This is a genomic window from Lactococcus sp. DD01, assembly GCF_001578715.1.
Lineage (GTDB): Bacteria > Bacillota > Bacilli > Lactobacillales > Streptococcaceae > Lactococcus > Lactococcus petauri.
In genome coordinates, this window is the sequence record NZ_KQ968939.1 from 1,489,632 (window position 1) to 1,510,435 (window position 20,804).

Here is a 20,804-nt window from a genome sequence, read left to right on the forward strand (position 1 = left end):
ATGTGCCTCCTAAATATCAATTATAGTATAAGTATAGCATTGTGCATCCAGTATTTTAAAGCAATCTTCCATTGGAAAAAAGATTGTCTTTGTATTGTCATTAGGGTGTAACGTCATAATGTCATGCTCCTCAAGCATATCTCGGTCAAAATAAACATGCATATTATCCATTTTATTATCAACCAGACCATAAATAGAAACAATCCCAGACTGCAGTCCCAACATGCTTTCCAAGCGTTCTTCTGATACAAAATGAAGTCGGTTTACTCCAAGTACCTCCCCCAGTTTGTTCATCTCAACGCGCTTACTATCATCCATAATAACCATATAGAATTGCGTGGATTTTTTATTAGCCAAAACTAAAGTCTTCGACCTACAACCTTCATGTCCTTCAATATAATGGTCAGATTCTTCTGTAGAATGACTGCCCGGATGCTCGACAATTTTATAGGGAATTTCGAGCTGAGCCATTAACTTCTCTACTTCTTTAAAGTCTCTCATTCAGCCTCCTCATATAAGAAAAAGGCCGCGCAAAACACGACCTCTTACATTTTAGTCAGCAACAATTGTTGTTCCTGAACCATTTGCCAAGAAATCTTCAAGATTTTCAAGGGAAGTAATTGTTGCCGCACGACCAGTACGTTCTACAAAAGCCATAGCTGCTTCAACTTTTGGTTTCATAGAGCCTGCAGCAAATTGACCGTCTTCCAAGTAGGCGCCAATTTCAGACAAAGTAACTTTTTCCAATTTCTTTTGATCTGGTTTGTTGTAATTGACAAAAACATTGTCCACGCCTGTCAAAATAACTAACTCGTCACCATCCACAAGTTCTGCAAGTTTAGCTGCTGAAAAGTCCTTGTCTATTACAGCTTCCACTCCTGTGTATGTGCCGTCTTCATGCTCAACTACAGGAATGCCACCGCCGCCTGATACAGTAGTTAAAACTGCAGCATCTAACAGTGGTTTGATGGCTTCTGCTTCTACAATACGTTCTGGTTTTGGACTGGCAACAACACGACGATACCCACGACCTGAATCTTCGACAAATTTCCAATCTGGATATTGTTCCAACATTTTGTTCATTTGTGCTTCATCATAGAATGGGCCAATCGGTTTTGTTGGGTTTTCAAATGCAGGATCATTACTGTCTACCACGACACGTGTGACAACAGAAGCTACAGGAATTCGTTCCAAGCCTTCTTTGATTAAAGCTTTAGTAAAGGCTTGAGTCATCCAGTATCCAATTTGTCCTTGAGTCATAGCCACGGCTGTATCTAAAGGCATCGCAGGATTTTTGGCACTGTCTGATCCCAGTTGTTGTAAAAGTAAATTACCAACTTGAGGGCCGTTACCATGCGTAACAACTATTTCTACATCGTTATCCTTAATGAGCGGGATCAATTGACTCGCTGTAACTTCAAGCGCTTCTTGTTGTGCTTGAGCTGTTGGATCATCTGTCAAAATAGCGTTACCGCCAAGAGCAACTACAATACGTCTAACCATAATTATTTTCTCCTATTTTATATTATTAAAGCGCTTACTTTGCGCTTGAAAGAATAAAACTTTTGATTGCTCAAAAATTTTACTCTTAATTTTCTTTTTAAATACCAAGTAACTCTCTCAAACCAAACTGATTAGCAAGCAAGCCATAAAGAGCGAGCAAAGCGGCAAGAGTAAAGATAATGATAGCAAACCATTCGCCTGTTGAAATAGTTCTGTTGTTTTCACGTTTTGCACGGATATAGAGGACAAAACCAACTACATATAGAATGGAAGCCATCCAGACAAACTGCCAACCACTCAGGTAAAGGGCAATAATTTGGAATGCCATGGCAAAGAAGCCGATTAAAATATTTTTAGTTGATTTTTCGACTAAACCAACTTTTAATAGATATGCACCGACGAGAGCGTAGCAAACCATAATTACTGCAGTACAGAGATAAACAAAGACATTATAAGCATCTGAGGCAAAGTAAGTAATAATGATAAAGAGTTGTACAAAACCTTGAGTCAAAAGCAATGAATTAACAGGTGCACCAGCTTTATTTTCTTTTCCAAACCAAGCAGGCAAGAGCTTTTGTGAAGCCAATTGAGAAGTTGACTCAACTGGAAGCATCGTCCACGATAACCAAGCACCGAGAAGTGAAATAATCAACCCGATAGCCATCAAATTACCACCCCAAGGGCCAACCATCTCACGTAAGATACCAACCATACCTGGTTGTGGCATACTTGCAAGCTGTGCTTGATCCAAATATCCATAAGGTAAGAGCGAGAGCAAGATATAAATCACCAGCAAAGTGAATAACCCAATAATTGAAGCTTTACCAGCATCTGATTTTTTCTTAGCACGGTCGCCCATCATTGCCGCACCTTCAATACCAACGAAGACCCAAATCATAACCATCAAGGAACTTTGAATCTGTCCGATTAATCCTGAGGCAGTCATCTGAGTAAATGCTGCTGTTCCATCTGTATTAATGACGACATTTTGCCAAAAATGTTCTGTAAAGACTCCAGCTCTGAACATAACAATAGCAACAACGGCAAAAATTGCGATTGGAATTAATTTAGCAATGAGTACAATAGCATTAATTACTGCTGCCCCTTCAACCCCACGAATAACAAGTGCAGTTAAAGACCAAGAAACGACTGAAACAACGATGACTGATAAAAAGGTCAAAGAACCGTCTTCATTAGCAAAAACACCAGGAAAGAAATAGTTGACAGATGTCATCATCAAGACAGCGAAAGCCACGTTACCTGCCCAAGCGGACAACCAGTAACCCCAGCCTGATAAGAATCCGGCAAAATCACCAAATCCTGCGCGGGCATAATCTGAAACACCGGAGAGTTCTGGTTTATTAACAACAAGGTGATTTAAGCTCAAAACGAGCATAAGAATACCAAAACCAATAAAGAGCCATGAAATGACCACACCACCTGGTGTGGCTCCATTTGCCAAGTCGTTCGAGAGGTTAAATACCCCACCACCAATAGCTCCGGATACGATAATTGCTACGAGGGCCATGAGCCCTATTCCTTTTTTATTTTCTACTTCCATATTACTTCCTATTTTTTTCATAAAGTCATATGCTTTAAAAAAGTCTCCAATTATGAAAATATACGAGGTCTGACCTTTTCAAAACAAGAGTTATAGAGGGAACCAAAAATATTTTTTCCAGATTTGTGCAAACTTCCCACCGGTATTAGGAAGTGGAAAGTCTGTCAAATCCGGAAAAAATCAAATTCAAAATTTATTATTTGATACTTGGTACATCTGGAATGAAGAGGTTACCCAAAGTTGCTGCCATAATTGCTTTAATTGAGTGCATACGGTTTTCAGCTTCTTCAAATTGACGTGCATATTTAGAACGGAATACTTCGTCAGTAACTTCCATTTCAGTCAAGCCATACTCTTCTTTAATTTCTTTACCATATTCAGTTTCAGTATCGTGGAAGGCTGGCAAGCAGTGCATGAAGATAAGTTCTTCATCTGGCGTTCCAGTCAATTTCATCATATCCATTGTGATACGGTATGGAGTGAGAAGTTCCACACGTTCTTCCCAGTTTGATTCACCCATTGATACCCATACGTCTGAGTAGATAATGTTTGCACCTTTAACCCCTGCTTCAATATCTGCAGTTGTTTCTGGTTTTGCACCTGACTCAGCTGCAAATTTACGCGCAATTTCCATAACTTCTTCAGAAGGTTGAAGTGATTCAGGCGCTACGATAGTTACGCTCACTCCAAGCATCGCACCTGTTACGATAAGAGAGTTAGCCATATTGTTACGACCATCACCGACATAAGCAAGTTTAAGACCTTTAAGGTAACCAAATTCTTCTTTGATTGTCATGTAGTCTGCAATCATTTGAGTTGGATGCCAATCGTCAGTCAAACCATTCCATACAGGAACTCCTGAGTATTTTGCCAAATCTTCAACTTCTTTTTGTGAGAAACCACGACGTTCAATCGCATCAAACATTGAGCCAAGAACACGTGCTGTATCTTCAGTAGATTCTTTGATACCAAGTTGAATATCATCTTTACCAAGATATTCTGGGTGAGCACCAAGGTCGATAGCTGCTGTTGTAAATGCAGCACGCGTACGTGTAGAAGTTTTAGCAAAAAGTAAGGCGATATTTTTTCCTTCAAGATAATGGTGAGGGATGTTATTTTTCTTCAATGCTTTTAAGTGAATAGCAAAGTCAACAAGATATTGAATTTCTGCAGGTGTAAAATCTTTTTCTGCTAAAAATGAACGGCCTTGGAAAACTGAGTTAATTTTTGGTGTTTGCATTTAATTTTCTCCTAAATATAATTTTTTTGTTTTTTTGAAATAAAGACATTTGCTTGTGCTGTAAGCAATAAAGTGTCAACGAGGTTGACAGAGCTGTAAACCAAGCAAATAGAGGGTAAAACTTTGATTAAATATCTTCACGCCACAATGGTTGAGACATACAACGTGCTCCACCACGACCACGTGCCAACTCGCTTGAAAGAATCTCATGTACTTTGATACCATGTTCTTTAAGTAATTCGATTGTGACATAGTTACGGTCATAAGTAACAATTTCACCTGGAGCGATAGCTAATGTGTTTGAACCATCATTCCATTGCTCACGCGGTGCAACGATTGGATCTCCATTACCACATTCAATCAAATCAAGTTCTGAGAGTTCCAACACTTTCTTAAGAGCAACTTTAAGGTCTGTCAAATGTTCAATTTCCACATCTCCATCTTTACCTGGACGTAAGATGAATGCATTGATATTTCCAGAACCATCAAAGATTCCTGGGAAGACTGTAAACTGATCATGATTAATCATTGTAAATACAGTATCCAAGTGCATCATTGCGTGATTATGCGGAATTTCAACAGCAAGTACAGTGTCAAAGGTTGACAATGGGTTTGCAAACAATTCTTTTGCTAAAGCTTGAATTGTTTTAGATGAAGTACGTTCAGAAACACCAATAGCTACAGTGTGTTTGTTTAATACGAGTTCATCACCACCTTCAATACGTGTTGTATGGTTACGATCACGCCAAATTGGAGTGTCTTTAAAACGTGGGTGATTTGCCATTACATATTCTGTGATCAATGATTCAGGTTGACGTGCTGGGAAAGTCATTTTGTTAATAGTCATCCCTACACCCATAGATGCTTGTGGGTCACGAGTGAAGTAAGCATTTGGCAATGGATTAAGGTAGAAATGGTTTTCGGCATCAGAACCGGCCATGTCGCTAAGAACTGTACGTTTTAGGTCCAATTCATTTTTACGAACACCTGCATAAATCTTGTCAACCATTGCTTTTGTATCCATGCTTGTCAAGTACTCAGTCAAACCTTCAAGTGTACGTCCTGGGCGGTAGCCTGCTTCATGCAAGAGTCGAGCCAAGAAATCTTTTTTAACACTTTCAGTTTGAAAAACATCTGCGGCAAGATCTTCTATATAAACTGTTTCTGCTCCGTTATCACGCAATGTTTGAGCAAAGAAATCGTGTTCCTTCTGAGCAATTTTCAAGTAAGGGATATCATCAAACAAGAGTTGATGCATTGTGTCTGGTGTGATGTTTTCGACTTCAGCACCTGGACGATGAAGGAGAACTGATTTAAGTTTTCCGATTTCTGAATTGACATTGATTGCTTTTTCCATGAGATAAGCATCCTTTCTTTTATATAAAACTATATATTAAAATTGTAAAAGCGCTTTCAACACCTTTTATTATAGTCTAATCTTTTTTTGAATGCAAATTGAACGCCATTATAATAATGCGCTTTCATTTCATGAAAAATAATAAATATACAAAAAGAAACCAGCAATACCAAGGTTGAGCCTTTGTGCTAGTTTCTTTTATTTTTTTATTACTTTTCTTTGTTTTTTCTAATTTGTTTGCTTCTGAGTTGTCCGCAAGCGGCATCAATGTCTGTACCATGCTCTTGGCGCACAACACAGTTGATACCATTTTTCTTGAGTACATCGTAAAATTTCGCAGTATCATTTCGTGTTGAACGTTCATATTTGATATGCTCAGCGACAGGATTATAGGGAATCAGATTGACATACGAAAGTTTATTTCGGGGTTTTATTAAATCAGCTAATTCTTGTGCAATTTCCGGAGTATCATTTTCTCCAGAAAGCATAATATACTCATAGGTTACACGACGATTTGTTGTTTCAGTATAATAATCTATCGCATCAAAAAGTTTTTCAAGTGGTGCGCTACGTGTGATACGCATCAGACTTGTACGTAATTCATTGTTTGGTGCATGTAAAGAAATAGCCAAGTTCACTTGCAAGTTTTCATTTGCAAATTCTTTGATTTTTGCTGGCATGAAACCACAGGTTGACACGGTAATATGACGTGCTCCAATAGCAAGGCCATTATCATCATTAATTGTGCGTAAAAAGTTCATCAAGTTTACATAGTTGTCAAATGGTTCACCGATACCCATAACTACAACGTGAGAAACACGCTCATCTTGGCCTTTTTCATCGAAGTATTTTTGGACCAACATAATCTGAGCGACTATTTCTCCAGCTGTCACATCACGCTCTTTTTTTAGAATACCAGAGGCACAAAACGTACAGCCCATGTTACATCCTACCTGTGTAGTCACACATACAGATAAGCCATAAGATTGGCGCATCAATACAGTTTCAATCATCATTTTATCTGGTAACATAAAAAGATATTTAACTGTTCCATCTTCCGACTCTTGTACGACGACTTGCTCTAGAGGATTCATAATAAAATGCGCATTCAACTTTGCAATAAAATCCTTGGAGAGGTTTGTCATTTCTTCAAATGTTTGGACACGTTTTCGGTAAAGCCAATCCCACACTTGGGTTGCCCGAAATTTTTTTTCACCATTTTCAATCGCCCAATCAATAAGTTGATCACGTGTTAAGCCGTAAATTGTTTGTTTTTCCATTATATCTCCGATATTTTTCCCCCAAAAAATTTTTGAGGGAACTTTTTTGCATATTATTCAATAAATTTTTAGACACATTTTTGATATTTGTCTATTTTATTTTTTTGCACGTTCGCGTATTACAAAATTAGATTTAGAGGTTGTATTTTTCTCATTTTTCTCATTTTGTTTTATTTTAGCAGGCTTCTTACCTGATTTCTCGCGAATTTCAAATGATTTTTTCTCATTTTTCTTTTGCTTTTCTTGAGAGCTTCGATTTTTATTGCGATTATTTCGACGTCGTGGTTTTTCAAATTTAGGTTGACGTGGCTTGTCTTCAAAAACACGTTCGGATGTGTAAGCTTCATCTTGTGAGCGTACACGACGTAAAACAAAGTAGGCACAGCCATAATTGCAATATTCATTGATATAATCTTCTAATCGGTCAATCTTATTTTCAGATTGCATTTTTTTTCTACTTACTGAAAAAAAGCCTTTTAAACGGAGCTGTTCAAAGCCCCAATCTCCCACGATGTAATCATACTTATCGAAAATATCGCTAAATCGCTGCTCCAGCTTTTCAGCATCAAACCCTTCACGATAATTGTAAACCAGATGAAAAGTCTTACCACCTACTTTTACAATGTCATCTGTCGCAGTTACCCGCTCACCAGGGAAACGATTATAATTTAATTTTGATTCATCAACTTCTTTTGGCACTTTCCTCTCCCTTTCTCTTTTTGTTCATTTTCTCGTTTTTTAATTCATTTGCTACTATTTCTCGTAGAAAATACGGAAAAAGTATTTCGGCTTTCTCTTGTTTTTTCAATAAAGGAAAATACCAAGCAAAGAGATACTGATCAGGAACGATTATGCTATAAGACTCAGCATCGACCACAACCGTATTTCTATAATAAAATTTACCTCTGTTGAAATTTATTCCCTGAAAAATAAGCCGACCAAATTGCTTCCCTCGAAAACCCATACCTCGAATATTTTGCCCAGACAGCATTGCAGATACATCAAGCATTTCACGTAAAACTTCTTTCAGTACCTTACCAGTCAGCGTAAGCCGCACTAAACGCATGGAATGAGGCAAAAATTGGTGTAAATCATCTAAAGTAAGTTGGTTTGGCAATGCTTCTGTAACCAAGAGCCCAGTATTGAAAACACAGGCTCCCACCTTGCCATATTGGGCAAGTAACTCTGCAATAAAATGACTTGCATTATAATCAGGATAAACATTGGTCAGGCTATAGGGAAGTTCTCCGACAGTCTTGCCTTGCAACATTTTACGTCCTTTCAACTCCCACGAGTTGATGTGTAAAGCATCACCTTTTTCTTTTTTGAGCGTGTTGGTAGCAATCGTGGAAATTTCCGAAGCAATTACTTTGTTATTTTGATCAAAAGTAAGATTGATTTCGCCGATATGCTCCCCGTATCTTCCTGCAGCCGCAAGTAAGGTGTCATGTAATTCCGCTCCGTGTTCAAAAAGATGATGCGTATGGCTTCCAATAATTAAATCAATATCGTAATTTTTAGCGATTTTCTCATCAACGGTTTTACCCAAATGACTCAAAAGAATCGTAAAATCACATTCCAGTGGCAAGAGCTGATCCAAGCAAACTAAAGGATCAACAATATCCCAACCTGCTTGTAAATAGGCTAGATAAGGAGCTGTTAAGCCAATGATTCCAATACGCATCCCCCAACTGCTCTCTATAAATTTAGGACCTTGAGCAAAAGGCATATTACTGATATTTGAAAGTAATATATCAAAGTCGGCTTGATTGTATAAACGGCTTAGCATATCATGAGTTAATCCTAAACCTTCATTGTTACCGAGGGTCGCTGCTGTCAAGTCCAGCTTATTCATCAGAGCAACATTAATCTGTCCTTCTGTGGCCTCAGTTAAAGGATGTACCCGGTCAACATTATCCCCTAAGTCAAATCGCAAGACATCTGGATGTCCAACTGTTTTTTCCGCAAAAAAACGCTCAATCACTGGAAATCTTTCCAAATGCGAGTGCAAATCGTTCAAGTGAATAATGCGCAATGAATTCATTTTACCATTATAGCACAAAAAAGACCGCTAAAGCGGTAGTTTTTGTACTTTTTTACTTACGCCTGCAAATCAAAAACAAGGCATCATTCCTATTTTCCTGTTGATCCGAAGCCGCCAGTTCGTGTAGATTTAGTCACTTCTGCATCCCCATCAGCAACCAAGAAAGGCATAAAGACCGCTTGGACAATCCTCTCACCTTTTTCCAAGACCACTTCTGATTCCGTAATATTTTGCATTTGAGCAAATATCTCGCCCTCATTCCCTGGGTTATTGTAATAGTCACCGTCAATGACACCTACCGAGTTAATCATCACTAAACCTTTTTTACGCGGATTTGATGAGCGATCAAACAGATACAGAACTTCTCCTGCTTGCATATATGCCTTAAGGCCTGTTGAGATCAGTTTAATTTCACCAGGTTCAATGGTAATGTTTTCAGCCACTGATAAGTCATAGCCTGCCGCATGCTTGGTCGCACGTATTGGTAATTCTAGGTTTTCATTTTGGTATTTACTTACTATTTCAAATCCACGTGTTTTCATAATTACTCCTTATTGGTTATTTTTAATCTATTTATTTTATAAAGGGCAAAATCAGAAAAACGATAAATAAGACAACAACCGTTACTCCTGATAAAATCCGATTTTGCATTGGTACAGAATTCTTGAAATATTTAGGTGGAAAAACAGGAGCTAAAAGAAGTCCGCCCACTGCTCCTCCAACATGTGACCAAATATTGACCGAGCTAAGATTAAACATATTGAAGAAAAGATTAATCGCAATCAAGATGGTAAATGTCTTACCAATCTGTTTTAGCATCGGATGGCCTGTAAAGAAGCCAATTCCTGCAATAGCTGCAAAAAGACCAAAAATCGAAGTTGATGCTCCTGCAGATAAGGAATTGGGCGAAAAGATAAAGGTTGTTGCATTACCAAAAATTCCTGAAAGAATGTAGATCAAACTGAAATTAAGGCTACCAAATACAGCTTCAACCTGACGTCCGATAAAAAAGAGCGTCAGAGTATTCATAAGAAAGTGAGTCCATCCAATATGAATAAAAATTGGTGTCACAAGGCGCCACAATTGAGTTGGATCAGCTAAAATGGCTGGTGGAAATAATGCACCAGTATTAAAAAGGTTAATTGCCGAGGTTGCAGCTAAACCATAACGTAAAAATTGATAAAGCCAAACCATCGTTGTTAAAAGTGATAAAATATAAGTCGCTTTATGCTTCATAAAGTCTTTTTTTATCATATCAATGTTCATAAGTAAATATTTCTCCTATGCTTATATCATGAGGTTCTGGATGAAAATTTCTATGCTGAAAATCATAACATAGACTAACTGTCTGTCCAGAAAAGCTTGCCAGATAACGGTCATAATATCCCGCACCAAAACCAATCCGATAACCTTCTTTATTCCAAGCCAAGCCGGGGACCAAAATCAAATCAGGCACAACTTCGTTTTTCGACTTAGGTTCTAGTATACCAAATTTTGTACGTTCTAAGTCATTTTTGTCGTATTTTACAAAAATCATGTGGCGATTAGCCAAGGTTTTTGGTAAAACTATTTGTTTATCTGCCTGCTCAAAAAGGGGTTGCAAATCAAATTCAAACTCTTGCGGCATATAGAGCGCCACGGTTTTAGCGTTTTTCCATTGTTCTGAGGCAAGCAGCTCTGCAATAATTTTCTGACTTTGACGGCTTTTGTCAGCAAAATCAAAACTTTTCAGTAAATTTATCATTTCTTTTCGAATTAGCGCTTTCTTTTCCATACTTTATATGGTATCATAAAGCTGTAAGTTTTTTTCAAGTTAACGTTTATGCTTTTTGTTACACGCTTTCCGAAGATAAGATTTACCAAACTAAAGAAAGGATGTATTCAAATGGCACAAGGAACTGTAAAATGGTTTAACGCTACTAAAGGTTTTGGCTTCATTACAACTGAAGAAGGCAACGATGTATTCGTACACTTCTCAGCTATTCAAACTGATGGCTTCAAAACTCTTGATGAAGGCCAAAAAGTTAGCTTTGATCTTGAAGAAGGCCCACGTGGACCTCAAGCAATCAACGTTACTAAATAATTGGTAATTAAAGCACCTTTACGGTGCTTTTTCTTTTTGTTTAAACACCACAATAAAAGCAGTTATGCTATTGTTTTATAGATATAAAAAGTTTACAATGTATAAAGCAAAGAATTTAGGAATATTATGAAAGATTTAACAAAAGGAAACATTCTCAAAGGTTTAATTACCTTCACACTTCCCCTGCTCTTGGGAAACTTTTTTCAAGTGCTCTATAATACTGCAGACACACTGATTGTTGGTCAAACGCTAGGAAAAAATGCGCTTGCATCAGTGGGGGCTACGGGATCCATCAACTTTTTAATCGTTGGTTTTGCTCAGGGAATGACCGCAGGGCTCACGATTATTACTGCGCAACGCTTTGGTGCCAAAGATGCACATGCTGTCAAAAAGTCCTTTGTGACAGGGCTGTATTTTACGATAGCTATCTCCCTCTTGCTCAGTGTCTTGTCTGTCCTATTTGTGGGTCAATTACTACAACTTATGCAGACTCCAGCTGAGATTTACGAAGGTGCACACACTTTTTTGAGTATTATGTTAGGTGGACTTACAGCGACCACACTATATGCTTATTATTCGAACGCGCTCCGCGCCTTAGGTGATTCCAAGACACCGCTCTATGCACTTATCGTCGCCAGTATTTTAAATATCGGCTTTGAGTATTTCGCAATCCTCGTTCTCCATTTAGGCTTAGCGGGAGCAAGTGCAGCCACCATTTTGGCCCAATGTATCTCTGTGCTTTATCTGGTTTTACATATTAAACGCAAAGTGCCTGAGTTACACCTTAATCGAAAACTCCTTGTTTACGATACCCAAGAAATACGTACACATGCACGACTGAGTATTCCCATGGGATTTCAATCTAGTATTATCGCTATTGGTTCTATTACACTTCAAGTAGCACTTAACACTATGGGAACAAACGCTGTCGCCACTCAAGCTATTGTATCTAAGATTGACCAAATCGCGATGTTGCCAATGATGTCGATCGGACTTGCTATGGCTACCTTTGGAGCCCAAAACTATGGTGCAAAACAATACCGCCGAATAAATCAAGGGCTTTTCCAATCTCTCCTCATAGCTGTTTCCTGGGCGATTGGCTTTGCCATTCTTTTGGTAAGCTTGAACTATTACTTCACGACGGCTTTTATCTCACCAAGCCAAACAGCTGTTATTGATATGGCTAGACATTACTATATTGTGAATGGTGGTTTCTACTGGCTACTTGCTATCCTCTTCGTTACGCGCTCAACATTACAGGGTTTGGGCAATGCGCGCATTCCAACAATTTGTGGCGTGGCAGAACTGGTCATGCGTGCCGCAGTGGCCATCATCGGAGTTAACCTCTTAAATTACACCGTGATTATTTCATCCAATCCAGCTGCTTGGTTGGGGTCAACCGCTATTCTGATTCCCACAACCATCCGAATGGTGCGTCGTTTTAACCGCGAAAATGCACAAGAAAAAATCGTTCTAAATTGAACGATTTTTTTATATTAGTCTTTATCTAATTCTTGATAGAGCAGTTTTTGCGCTACTGTTGGATTGGCTTGTCCTTTTGTAGCTTTCATAAGCTGACCAACTAATGCCTTAGCTGCATTTTCCTTACCGCCACGATAGTCAGCAACAGATTGTTCATTTTTAGCAAATACTTCATGAATGATAGGCAAGAGTACAGCTGGGTCAGAGATTTGAACCAAGCCGGCCTTTTTAACGAAAGCTTCTGCTGAACCACCGTTTTTAGCTAATTCGAGGAAGACTTTCTTCGCAATTTTCGATGAAATAGTCCCATCTGCAATCAAACGCAACATTTCTGTGAGATTTTCTGGAGTTAAGTGAATATCTTTAAGTTCCAGATGTGCTGTGTTCAAGTACTGAGCAACTTCACCTTGAAGCCAGTTGGATACCAATTTGGCATCACCACCTAATTTAACAGCTGCTTCAAAGAAATCAGAAACATCTTTTGAGCTTGTCAACTGGCGCGCATCGTATTCACTGAGCCCCATTTCCTCTACATAACGTACACGGCGTGCTGCTGCAAACTCAGGAAGTTCAGCACGAACTTCGTTAATCCAAGCTTCGGAAATTTCAATACGTGGCAAATCTGGTTCTGGGAAATAACGATAATCAGACGCACCTTCTTTAACACGCATCAAGATTGTTTCACCTGTTTTATCATCAAAACGACGTGTTTCTTGACGAATTTCACCACCAGCACGAAGAATTTTCGCTTGGCGATCAATTTCAAAGGCTAGGGCTTTCTTCACATTACTGAAAGAGTTCATGTTCTTCACTTCTGTTTTAACACCAAACTCTTCTTGGCCATAAGGACGCAATGAAATATTGGCATCACAGCGCATGGAACCTTCTTCCATCTTCACATCAGAAATACCTGTATAGAGAATCAATTCACGTAAGGCGGTCAAATACGCATAAGCTTCATCAGCGCTTCGCATATCTGGCTCAGAAACAATCTCAATCAATGGTACCCCTTGACGGTTCAAGTCAACATAAGAATAGCCATCTGTTCCGTGCGTATTTTTACCGGCATCTTCTTCAATATGTGCACGCTCAATACGAACAGTCGATTTTGTACCATCTTCAAGTTCAATTTCAATAGAACCATTGTAACCAATAGGTTCATCTGCCTGCGAAATTTGGTAAGCTTTAGGATTATCAGGGTAAAAATAATTTTTACGATCAAAATGCATACTCTTTTGAATCGACATATTCATAGCAAGAGAAGCTTTCATCCCAGCAACGACAACACCTTTGTTCAATGTTGGCAAAACACCTGGCATTCCCCAGTCAATAACATTCGTATTGACATTTGGTTCAGAGCCAAATTCAGCTGGAGTTGGGCTGTAAATTTTTGAGTTTGTATTTAACTCAACATGGACTTCAAGTCCAATGACTGTTTCAAAGTTCATCTTATTTTGCCCCTCCTTCTGTAAAGATAATTGGTTTTTTCTTATGATGATCCGTTGTTGCTTCAAACGCTGCTGCGACTTGATAAATTGTTTCCTCATCATAGCGTTTACCAATCAATTGCATCCCAACAGGTAGACCTTCAACATAACCCGCCGGGATCGAAATTCCTGGTAATCCAGCAAGGTTGACTGGAATTGTTAAGATATCTGAAAGATACATTTGAACAGGGTCTTTTGATTTTTCATCAAAGCCAAAAGCAACCGTTGGGGCTGTTGGGCCAAGAATCAAATCATAATCCGCAAATACTTTATTAAAGTCTTCGATAATCATTGTACGCACTTGACCAGCCTTTTTAAAGTGCTTATCATAGGCCCCTGCAGAAAGACTAAATGTACCTAGCATAATACGACGCTTGACCTCATCGCCAAAGCCTTCTGAACGTGATTTCACATAGACATCTTCAAGGTTTTCGATATCCTGTGCACGATAACCATAACGAATACCATCGAAACGTTGGAGATTTGAGCTCGCTTCTGAAGAAGCGATGATGTAGTAAACAGCTACCCCATACTTGCTATGTGGCAAGCTCACTTCTTCAACAATAGCACCTAAAGATTCTAAGTGTTTCGCTGCCGCCATAATTTGCTCTTTGACTGTTGGATCAATGCCTTCACCAAAGTATTCTTTAGGCAAAGCAATCTTCATTCCTTTAATATCTTGACCTATTTTTGAACCAAAATCTGGCACAGCTACTTCTGAACTTGTAGCATCTTTAGCATCACTACCTGAGATAACATTTAAAAGTTGTGCATTCTCTTCAACAGTAGCTGAAAAGGGACCAATTTGATCAAGTGAACTAGAAAAAGCAATTAAACCATAACGAGAAACACGTCCGTAAGTTGGTTTCAGACCCACAATACCACTGAACGAAGCTGGTTGACGAATCGAACCACCTGTATCGGATCCTAATGACAAGCGTACTTGTCCACTCGCAACAGCACTAGCTGAACCTGAAGATGATCCACCAGGTACTTTTGTTTGATCCCACGCATTGTATGTTGGCTTAACAGAAGAAGTTTCCCCTGAGCCCCCCATTGCGAATTCGTCCATATTGGCTTTACCAATAATAACCATGCCATTGTCATAAAGCTTTTCAACGACAGTTGCATCATAAGGTGGGATAAAACCAGAAAGAATTTTACTTGCTGCAGTTGTTTCAATATTTTTAGTAACAATATTGTCTTTAACTGCTAAGGGAATACCGTCTGTAAGTTTTGCTGCATCAATCCCACGCGCATCAATAGCAGCTGCTTGCGCTAATGCTTCTTCATCTAATACAGAAATAAAACTGCCCATTGCTGCTTCACGTGCATGCACATCATCCAATGTCGCCTGTGTCAAGTCAACAGCAGAGATTTCCTTTTTCACCAAGAGGTCATGCAACTCTTTAATTGTTTTATTATTCAATGACATTATGCATCTCCTCCATCAGCCAACATTGCGGGAACCTTAATAAAGCCATCTTGCTTCGTTGGTACATTACGCATTAATTCATCACGGTCATCACCCGGTACAGCAATATCTTCACGCATGCGGTTTAAGTTATCCGCAACACTCATCGTAAATTCTACATTTTCCGTATTGACTTCCTCTAACTGCTCCACCATTTCGATAATTTTATCGAGTTTATCCGTCACAGCATCAAGTTCATTTTTCTCAAATTTAAGCTTTGACAAAGTTGCCACATGCTCCACTTGTTCTTTTGTAATCTTGCTCATGTTATTTTCCCTAACTATTAAAGATTTTCATTCTCAATTATAGCAAAAATCTTTAAAAACTGATACAGCTAGGCTTTACTGCCTACTGCCTTTACCACAAGTAAAAAACCTCTCACTAAGAGAAGTTTTTTTATTACTTTTAAGGTTAGAAGTTACGACCTTCAAGCTTTGTAAATAAACCTTGGTTAAGAACTTTGAGGTAAGTCCCTTTCATTCCCAACGAACGGCTTTCAATAACACCAGCAGATTCAAGCTTACGTAGTGCATTAACGATTACTGAACGTGTAATTCCAATCTTGTCGGCAATGACTGAAGCAATAACATGTCCTTCTTCACCATCAAGTTCTTCAAGAATTGCTTTCACAGCCTTCATTTCTGAATACGAAAGTGTATTGACTGCCATGTTAGCCATCGTGTCTTTACGGATATTTTCTTCCATTTGTTCAAGCTTAAGATTTGAAAGTTGAACACCGATAACTGTTGTTGCAAGCTCTGCAAGCACAAGATCATCATCACTGAATTTTCCGTCTGTACGCCATAAGATGAAGGTTCCCAAGCGCATACCACTACCATAGATTGGTGCACATGTTGTCAAACCATTAGGATACTCACCTAAAAGTTCTGCAGGAAATACTGACAAAGGCTCGTTAATTGTGATATTTGCTAAAGTGTCGTAGATACGGATAGCCGCACGTGCATAATCTTCTGGCAATTGTTTTTGTACATGGAAAAGTTCATTAACACGATCGTTGTTAATTTCGTATGGCAGTGAATAGCCCAAAAGTTTCCCTTTTGTATCAATGATACAAGCATTACAGTCAATAACGTTGGCTAAACGCTCTGTCATGTTATCATAGGGTAACTCCTGCTTTAAATCAGTTACTCCATCTTGCAGAACTGATGTAATTTTGCGGGTTTTTTCTAGTAAAGTAGCCACGGTTTTCTCCTATTATATTATTTTCTAAATAAACTCTTAATGAATTATAACACAAAAAAATTCAAAAAACAACAGGAATAGTCAGAAAATTCGCTTTTTTCATTATAATAAAACAAGATATACAATTATGTATATCTTATTTCTTTTTATATACAGAAAATTGACTAACATTACCAACTTCCACTTTTTTGTAAGAATCTTTAAGTGTTTCTTTTACTGAATCTGAAAGATCCTGTCCACTTTGCACTACGACATACTTGTTGCCTGCATTAGCAAAGAGCAAATCAAAGTTCTGATGGAATCTCACTGGATAATGGCGAGGGAAGTCATCTATGCCACCCACACGCTGTGATCGCAAGTTAATGTTTTTATCCGATGCTATAGCCAGCACTTTATCCTCTTTTGTCGTATCGGCTTTCACAAACTGCGCAACTTGTTGTTCTTCTGAGAAAACTTGTTGATGCATCGTTTGGGTAACGATAGGGGCTCCTATCACAAAGAGCAGAGCTAAAATTGGCGCAAAAAGCTTGGCCTTCATATAATCTTGTAGGATATTCTGACGTTGATCCACCGCATCTTGTATAGTATCGCTGACGAATAATAAAAGTAACGGCAAGATGGCAAGCAAGTTTGAACTTTCGAATACTTGAGAAAAAACAACAAATCCTAACACAAGAATTGAACCCAATAAGAGTAAAAGTTGCCAGATAAATGTTTGACCCGAACTTTTAATATTACGTACGCCATGTACGAAATTGGCCGCAAGACCAAACACCAAAAGAAAAACGAGAGCTTTCAGAAGTGACATCCAGAAATTATCTGTAAAGCCTAGTGTCGTAAGCGGAATGATAATGGATTGTTCGATGGATGTATACAGTACTTGAGCATTTAAGGAGTAAAAAGCAACCGTATAACCTACCAACAATAAGCCAAATAAAATTGCTAAAAGTTGATAAATACCACGCCCAATTCTTTTATTCTGAATATTAAAGACAAGCAAAGCGAGACAAGAAAGAAGCCATAATATGGTCATGATTGGTGATATGACAAACACAAGAGCTCCGCTCATACCAAAGAAGATAAAAGCTTCGTCACGTGCATCTTGACGTAGATAACGATCCAAGAACTGTAATGCCCATAATGCAAAAGGCAAGGCGATTAAGGTTGGCGCTGTACCACCTTGAGCCAATCCTGCAACCGAAACCAAGGTGAAACCTGTGGTAATTCGCGCTGCCAAACGGCTACGTGTACGTTGTGAAATTAAACGATAAACTTGCACACCGCTCATAAATAAAGCTAGCATTTGGAAAAGGTAAAGCAACCAAGTTGTTTGACCAAAATGACCGAGCCAGTTAATTAGGTAAAAGACAATTCCGCCAGCACCCCAAAAATCATTGTAAGGGACCAATCCTGCCTGCATTGCCATTCCCGAATAGAGGTATTGCGACTGTACACCTGTAGGTTGAAGATTGAAGATAGGGAAAGCATAGAAGCTTAGACTAAGCACCAAGGACACGAGCCCAATAAATAACCAGTCAGCTGGCATAAGCCGTGGTGTTTTTTCTCGAGTTGGTACAAAACTCGCTTCTGATTTATGACGACGCGAATAAAACCCAGTCTCTTCCGCAGGAATATCAAGGTCTTCATTGACCTCAAGCTCCTCGAATTCTTCGATTTCTTCTGATTGTTCTAATTGTTTTTTATGTTCATGCCTAAGTGAACGTGAACCATATCTTTTTTTCATTTAATTTTCCTTCAAAGAGTAATCACTAAATTATAACAAATTTCTTCGAAGTACTCAATTTTTGCTAAAAATTTTATGTAATAATTTATAATATTTCAATATTGATGCAATAAAAAAAGAGGCTTTGCCTCTTGATTTATCAATAAACTTCGTCGTCTTGATTTTCCATAAAGTTATTAAAAACTTCTTCAATCATATCCCATTCAGCATCTGAATCTTCAGCGATAGGTTGTAAATCACCTTCAGTGCCATCTTCATTTTGAGTAAATGAATAAGCTTGGATTTCAACTTCACCATTATCATCTTCTGCACCGTCAACAGGCATAACGAGGACGTAATTTTTACCAAATTCTTCTTGGCCATCAATAGTGATCAAGATTTCAAAAAGGCTTTCATTACCGTTATCATCAATCAGAGTGATAAAACGGTCTTCGTGGTCATGGTCATGTGTATGTTCTGACATAATACTTCCTACTTCTAAAATAATTTGTGCGCATCAAGATAATTTTGTAATATCAAGACAGCGGCGAGTTTATCAATTGATTTTTTACGGTCCTTGCGACGGACACCGCCATCAATTAATACTTTTTCTGCTTGCATTGTCGTCAAGCGTTCATCTTGGTATTCTACAGCGACATCAAACGTTTCAGTAATTTTTTCACCATAGTTTCTTGAAGCCTCTGCACGAATACCTTCATCATTATTCATATGTTTGGGTAAACCGAGTACAATTTTTGAAGGTTTATATTCTGTTATTAGTTCTGCTAAGCGCTCAAAACCAAATTCACCAGCTTCACTGTCAATCTTTATTGTTTCAACAGGCTGAGCCGTCATTCCCAATAAATCACTCACAGCTACACCAACAGTTTTTGTACCGACATCCAAACCTAAAATTCTACTGTACATTAAAGTTGTACACCGTGTGCTTTTAAGTATTCTTTAATCAGTTCTTCAACAATATCATCACGGTCAAAACGACGGATTTTGTTACGTGCATCGTCGTGACGTGGAATATAAGCTGGATCTCCTGACAAAACATAACCTACCATTTGGTTGATAGGATTGTAACCTTTAGCATCAAGTGCACGATAAACATTTACAAGTGTTTCGCCGATTTCTTTTTTACTTGAATCATCAAATTCAAAGCGGACTGTTTCATCTGTAAAACTCATAATATGTACCTCCTTTGGGGTAGGTTCAAGCAAACTGCTTAAAAATCCTTTTAATTAATTTTTTCTAATAATGCTCTTTAATTATACATCATTTCTGACACTAATTCAATCTATTTCGTCTAGTAGCTAGAATAAATGGACCTCTAGACGACTCTACTAGACCCATTTATCACTCAATGCTAAACTATAAATTTACCGGCTTAAGGGAGAATATTTCCAGCTGCCATATACAAGGCATACCACTCATCACGGCTGAGAACCAGATCACTGGCATTTGTTACTTCCTCGATCCGTCGTTCCGTCATCGTACCAATTATTGTTTGCATACGCGCTGGATGGCGGTTAATCCATGCTATAGCAATCCCTGAAGGGGTAAGATTGTATTTTTCAGCATATTCTTCAAGCTTTTTGTTTAATTCTGGGAATTTATCATTACCAACAAAAGGACCATCAAAATATCCATGTTGGAAAGGAGACCAAGCTTGAATCGTCATCTTATTTATCCGGGAATACTCTAGTACTGAACCATCTTGCATATGACTGGCTTGATTAGGAATATTCACATTGAGACCTGCATCAATCATTTCAGTATGCTTCAAGCCAAATTGAAGCTGATTAAAGAGTAACGGCTGCTTCACTGCTGTTTTAAGTAACTCCACTTGCATCGGATTTTGATTGGAAACTCCAAAATAGCGAACCTTTCCAGATTTCTCGAGCTCGTAGAAGGCCTCTGCGACCTCTTCTGGCTCCATTAGCGTATCAGGGCGGTGCAAGAGCATGGTATCGAGATAATCCGTCTGTAGCCGTTGTAAAGAGCCTTCTACCGACTGGATAATATGTTCTTTTGAAAAATCAAAGGCAATCCTTGGACGGATAGCGCATTTCGATTGGAGATAAATGTCTTCCCGTCGAATAGAGGTTTGCGCCAAAGCCTCGGCAAAAAACGTTTCACACTGTCCAGCACCATAAATATCCGCGTGATCAAAAAAGTTAATACCATTTTCATAAGCTGTCTCAATAACTTTGACAGGATTCTTTCCTGGTTCTATGATACGCATACAGCCTAAGATAATTTGTGAAGCTTGCATATCGGCAATTTGAATTTTTTTCATTAACAAAAACTCCTCTTCTTTTACAATAAATTCATTATATCACAATAAAAGTAAACGCTTTA

At 38.5% G+C, this 20,804-nt stretch carries 22 protein-coding genes; 2 read left to right on the plus strand and 20 right to left on the minus strand.

What is annotated here, in order from left to right; all coding sequences use genetic code 11:
* Positions 1-9 precede the first annotated feature (9 nt).
* From LACDD01_RS07275 to LACDD01_RS07325, 11 genes are all read right to left on the minus strand, one after another.
* Positions 10-501 carry a YbaK/EbsC family protein gene (locus LACDD01_RS07275; protein ID WP_019336029.1) on the minus strand — a complete coding sequence of 164 codons (492 nt, stop codon included), beginning with the start codon at positions 499-501 and terminating at the stop codon, positions 10-12.
* 51 nt (positions 502-552) lie between these two features.
* Positions 553-1,503: a carbamate kinase gene (arcC, locus tag LACDD01_RS07280; RefSeq protein WP_019292689.1), complete on the minus strand. Its 951-nt coding sequence runs from the start codon at positions 1,501-1,503 to the stop codon at positions 553-555.
* Between the two features lie 97 nt (positions 1,504-1,600).
* Positions 1,601-3,064, minus strand: a complete 1,464-nt coding sequence (locus tag LACDD01_RS07285; RefSeq protein ID WP_019293039.1) for a basic amino acid/polyamine antiporter — start codon at positions 3,062-3,064, stop codon at positions 1,601-1,603.
* Between the two features lie 196 nt (positions 3,065-3,260).
* Positions 3,261-4,304, minus strand: coding sequence for an ornithine carbamoyltransferase (gene argF, locus LACDD01_RS07290; protein WP_003133656.1), 1,044 nt, complete (start codon positions 4,302-4,304; stop codon positions 3,261-3,263).
* A 127-nt stretch (positions 4,305-4,431) separates the two neighbouring features.
* Positions 4,432-5,661 carry an arginine deiminase gene (gene arcA / locus LACDD01_RS07295; protein ID WP_003133654.1) on the minus strand — a complete coding sequence of 410 codons (1,230 nt, stop codon included), beginning with the start codon at positions 5,659-5,661 and terminating at the stop codon, positions 4,432-4,434.
* Positions 5,662-5,870: 209 nt separating this feature from the next.
* Entirely contained in the window at positions 5,871-6,941 is a 1,071-nt protein-coding gene (gene rlmN, locus LACDD01_RS07300; RefSeq protein ID WP_019292691.1) for a dual-specificity RNA methyltransferase RlmN, read from the minus strand.
* Between the two features lie 96 nt (positions 6,942-7,037).
* A complete protein-coding gene (locus LACDD01_RS07305) occupies positions 7,038-7,640 on the minus strand; it encodes a YutD family protein (protein WP_019336031.1) in 603 nt (200 codons plus the stop codon).
* A complete protein-coding gene (locus tag LACDD01_RS07310) occupies positions 7,624-8,985 on the minus strand; it encodes a bifunctional metallophosphatase/5'-nucleotidase (RefSeq protein WP_061414010.1) in 1,362 nt (453 codons plus the stop codon). Before LACDD01_RS07310 ends, LACDD01_RS07305 begins: the two co-directional genes overlap by 17 nt.
* 89 nt (positions 8,986-9,074) lie before the next feature.
* The gene (locus tag LACDD01_RS07315; RefSeq protein ID WP_061414012.1) at positions 9,075-9,527 is read right to left on the minus strand and encodes a dUTP diphosphatase; all 453 of its coding nucleotides are present in this window, start codon (positions 9,525-9,527) and stop codon (positions 9,075-9,077) included.
* Positions 9,528-9,558: 31 nt separating this feature from the next.
* Complete coding sequence (locus LACDD01_RS07320; protein ID WP_061414013.1) at positions 9,559-10,251, minus strand: rhomboid family intramembrane serine protease; 693 nt, start codon at positions 10,249-10,251, stop codon at positions 9,559-9,561.
* The gene (locus LACDD01_RS07325; RefSeq protein WP_061414015.1) at positions 10,241-10,759 is read right to left on the minus strand and encodes a 5-formyltetrahydrofolate cyclo-ligase; all 519 of its coding nucleotides are present in this window, start codon (positions 10,757-10,759) and stop codon (positions 10,241-10,243) included. The genes LACDD01_RS07320 and LACDD01_RS07325 overlap by 11 nt, the downstream gene beginning before the upstream one ends.
* Before the next feature lie 111 nt (positions 10,760-10,870).
* Here LACDD01_RS07325 and LACDD01_RS07330 point away from each other — a divergent pair, with 111 nt between their 5' ends.
* Complete coding sequence (locus tag LACDD01_RS07330) at positions 10,871-11,068, plus strand: cold-shock protein (RefSeq protein WP_003133641.1); 198 nt, start codon at positions 10,871-10,873, stop codon at positions 11,066-11,068.
* A gap of 126 nt (positions 11,069-11,194) precedes the next feature.
* Positions 11,195-12,550, plus strand: a complete 1,356-nt coding sequence (locus LACDD01_RS07335; RefSeq protein ID WP_061414018.1) for an MATE family efflux transporter — start codon at positions 11,195-11,197, stop codon at positions 12,548-12,550.
* Positions 12,551-12,564: 14 nt separating this feature from the next.
* Here the strand turns inward: LACDD01_RS07335 and gatB are convergent, their stop codons facing one another.
* The 9 genes from gatB to LACDD01_RS07380 form a co-directional block, all read right to left on the minus strand.
* On the minus strand, positions 12,565-13,998 hold the full coding sequence (gatB, locus tag LACDD01_RS07340) for an Asp-tRNA(Asn)/Glu-tRNA(Gln) amidotransferase subunit GatB (protein WP_019336035.1): 1,434 nt from the start codon (positions 13,996-13,998) through the stop codon (positions 12,565-12,567).
* A 1-nt stretch (position 13,999) separates the two neighbouring features.
* Positions 14,000-15,472: an Asp-tRNA(Asn)/Glu-tRNA(Gln) amidotransferase subunit GatA gene (gene gatA, locus LACDD01_RS07345; RefSeq protein ID WP_061414020.1), complete on the minus strand. Its 1,473-nt coding sequence runs from the start codon at positions 15,470-15,472 to the stop codon at positions 14,000-14,002.
* Positions 15,472-15,777: an Asp-tRNA(Asn)/Glu-tRNA(Gln) amidotransferase subunit GatC gene (gatC, locus tag LACDD01_RS07350; RefSeq protein ID WP_017368695.1), complete on the minus strand. Its 306-nt coding sequence runs from the start codon at positions 15,775-15,777 to the stop codon at positions 15,472-15,474. The genes gatA and gatC overlap by 1 nt, the downstream gene beginning before the upstream one ends.
* Before the next feature lie 145 nt (positions 15,778-15,922).
* Positions 15,923-16,714, minus strand: a complete 792-nt coding sequence (gene codY, locus LACDD01_RS07355) for a GTP-sensing pleiotropic transcriptional regulator CodY (protein ID WP_003133634.1) — start codon at positions 16,712-16,714, stop codon at positions 15,923-15,925.
* A 136-nt stretch (positions 16,715-16,850) separates the two neighbouring features.
* A complete protein-coding gene (locus tag LACDD01_RS07360) occupies positions 16,851-18,458 on the minus strand; it encodes a hypothetical protein (protein ID WP_019293819.1) in 1,608 nt (535 codons plus the stop codon).
* 139 nt (positions 18,459-18,597) lie between these two features.
* Positions 18,598-18,921 (minus strand): DUF1292 domain-containing protein, encoded by a 324-nt coding sequence (locus LACDD01_RS07365; RefSeq protein WP_003133632.1) that lies wholly within the window; start codon positions 18,919-18,921, stop codon positions 18,598-18,600.
* A 14-nt stretch (positions 18,922-18,935) separates the two neighbouring features.
* Entirely contained in the window at positions 18,936-19,364 is a 429-nt protein-coding gene (ruvX, locus tag LACDD01_RS07370) for a Holliday junction resolvase RuvX (protein ID WP_003133630.1), read from the minus strand.
* A complete protein-coding gene (locus LACDD01_RS07375) occupies positions 19,364-19,630 on the minus strand; it encodes an IreB family regulatory phosphoprotein (RefSeq protein ID WP_003133629.1) in 267 nt (88 codons plus the stop codon). The genes ruvX and LACDD01_RS07375 overlap by 1 nt, the downstream gene beginning before the upstream one ends.
* Before the next feature lie 200 nt (positions 19,631-19,830).
* Positions 19,831-20,742 (minus strand): aldo/keto reductase, encoded by a 912-nt coding sequence (locus LACDD01_RS07380; RefSeq protein ID WP_061414021.1) that lies wholly within the window; start codon positions 20,740-20,742, stop codon positions 19,831-19,833.
* Positions 20,743-20,804: the final 62 nt, after the last annotated feature.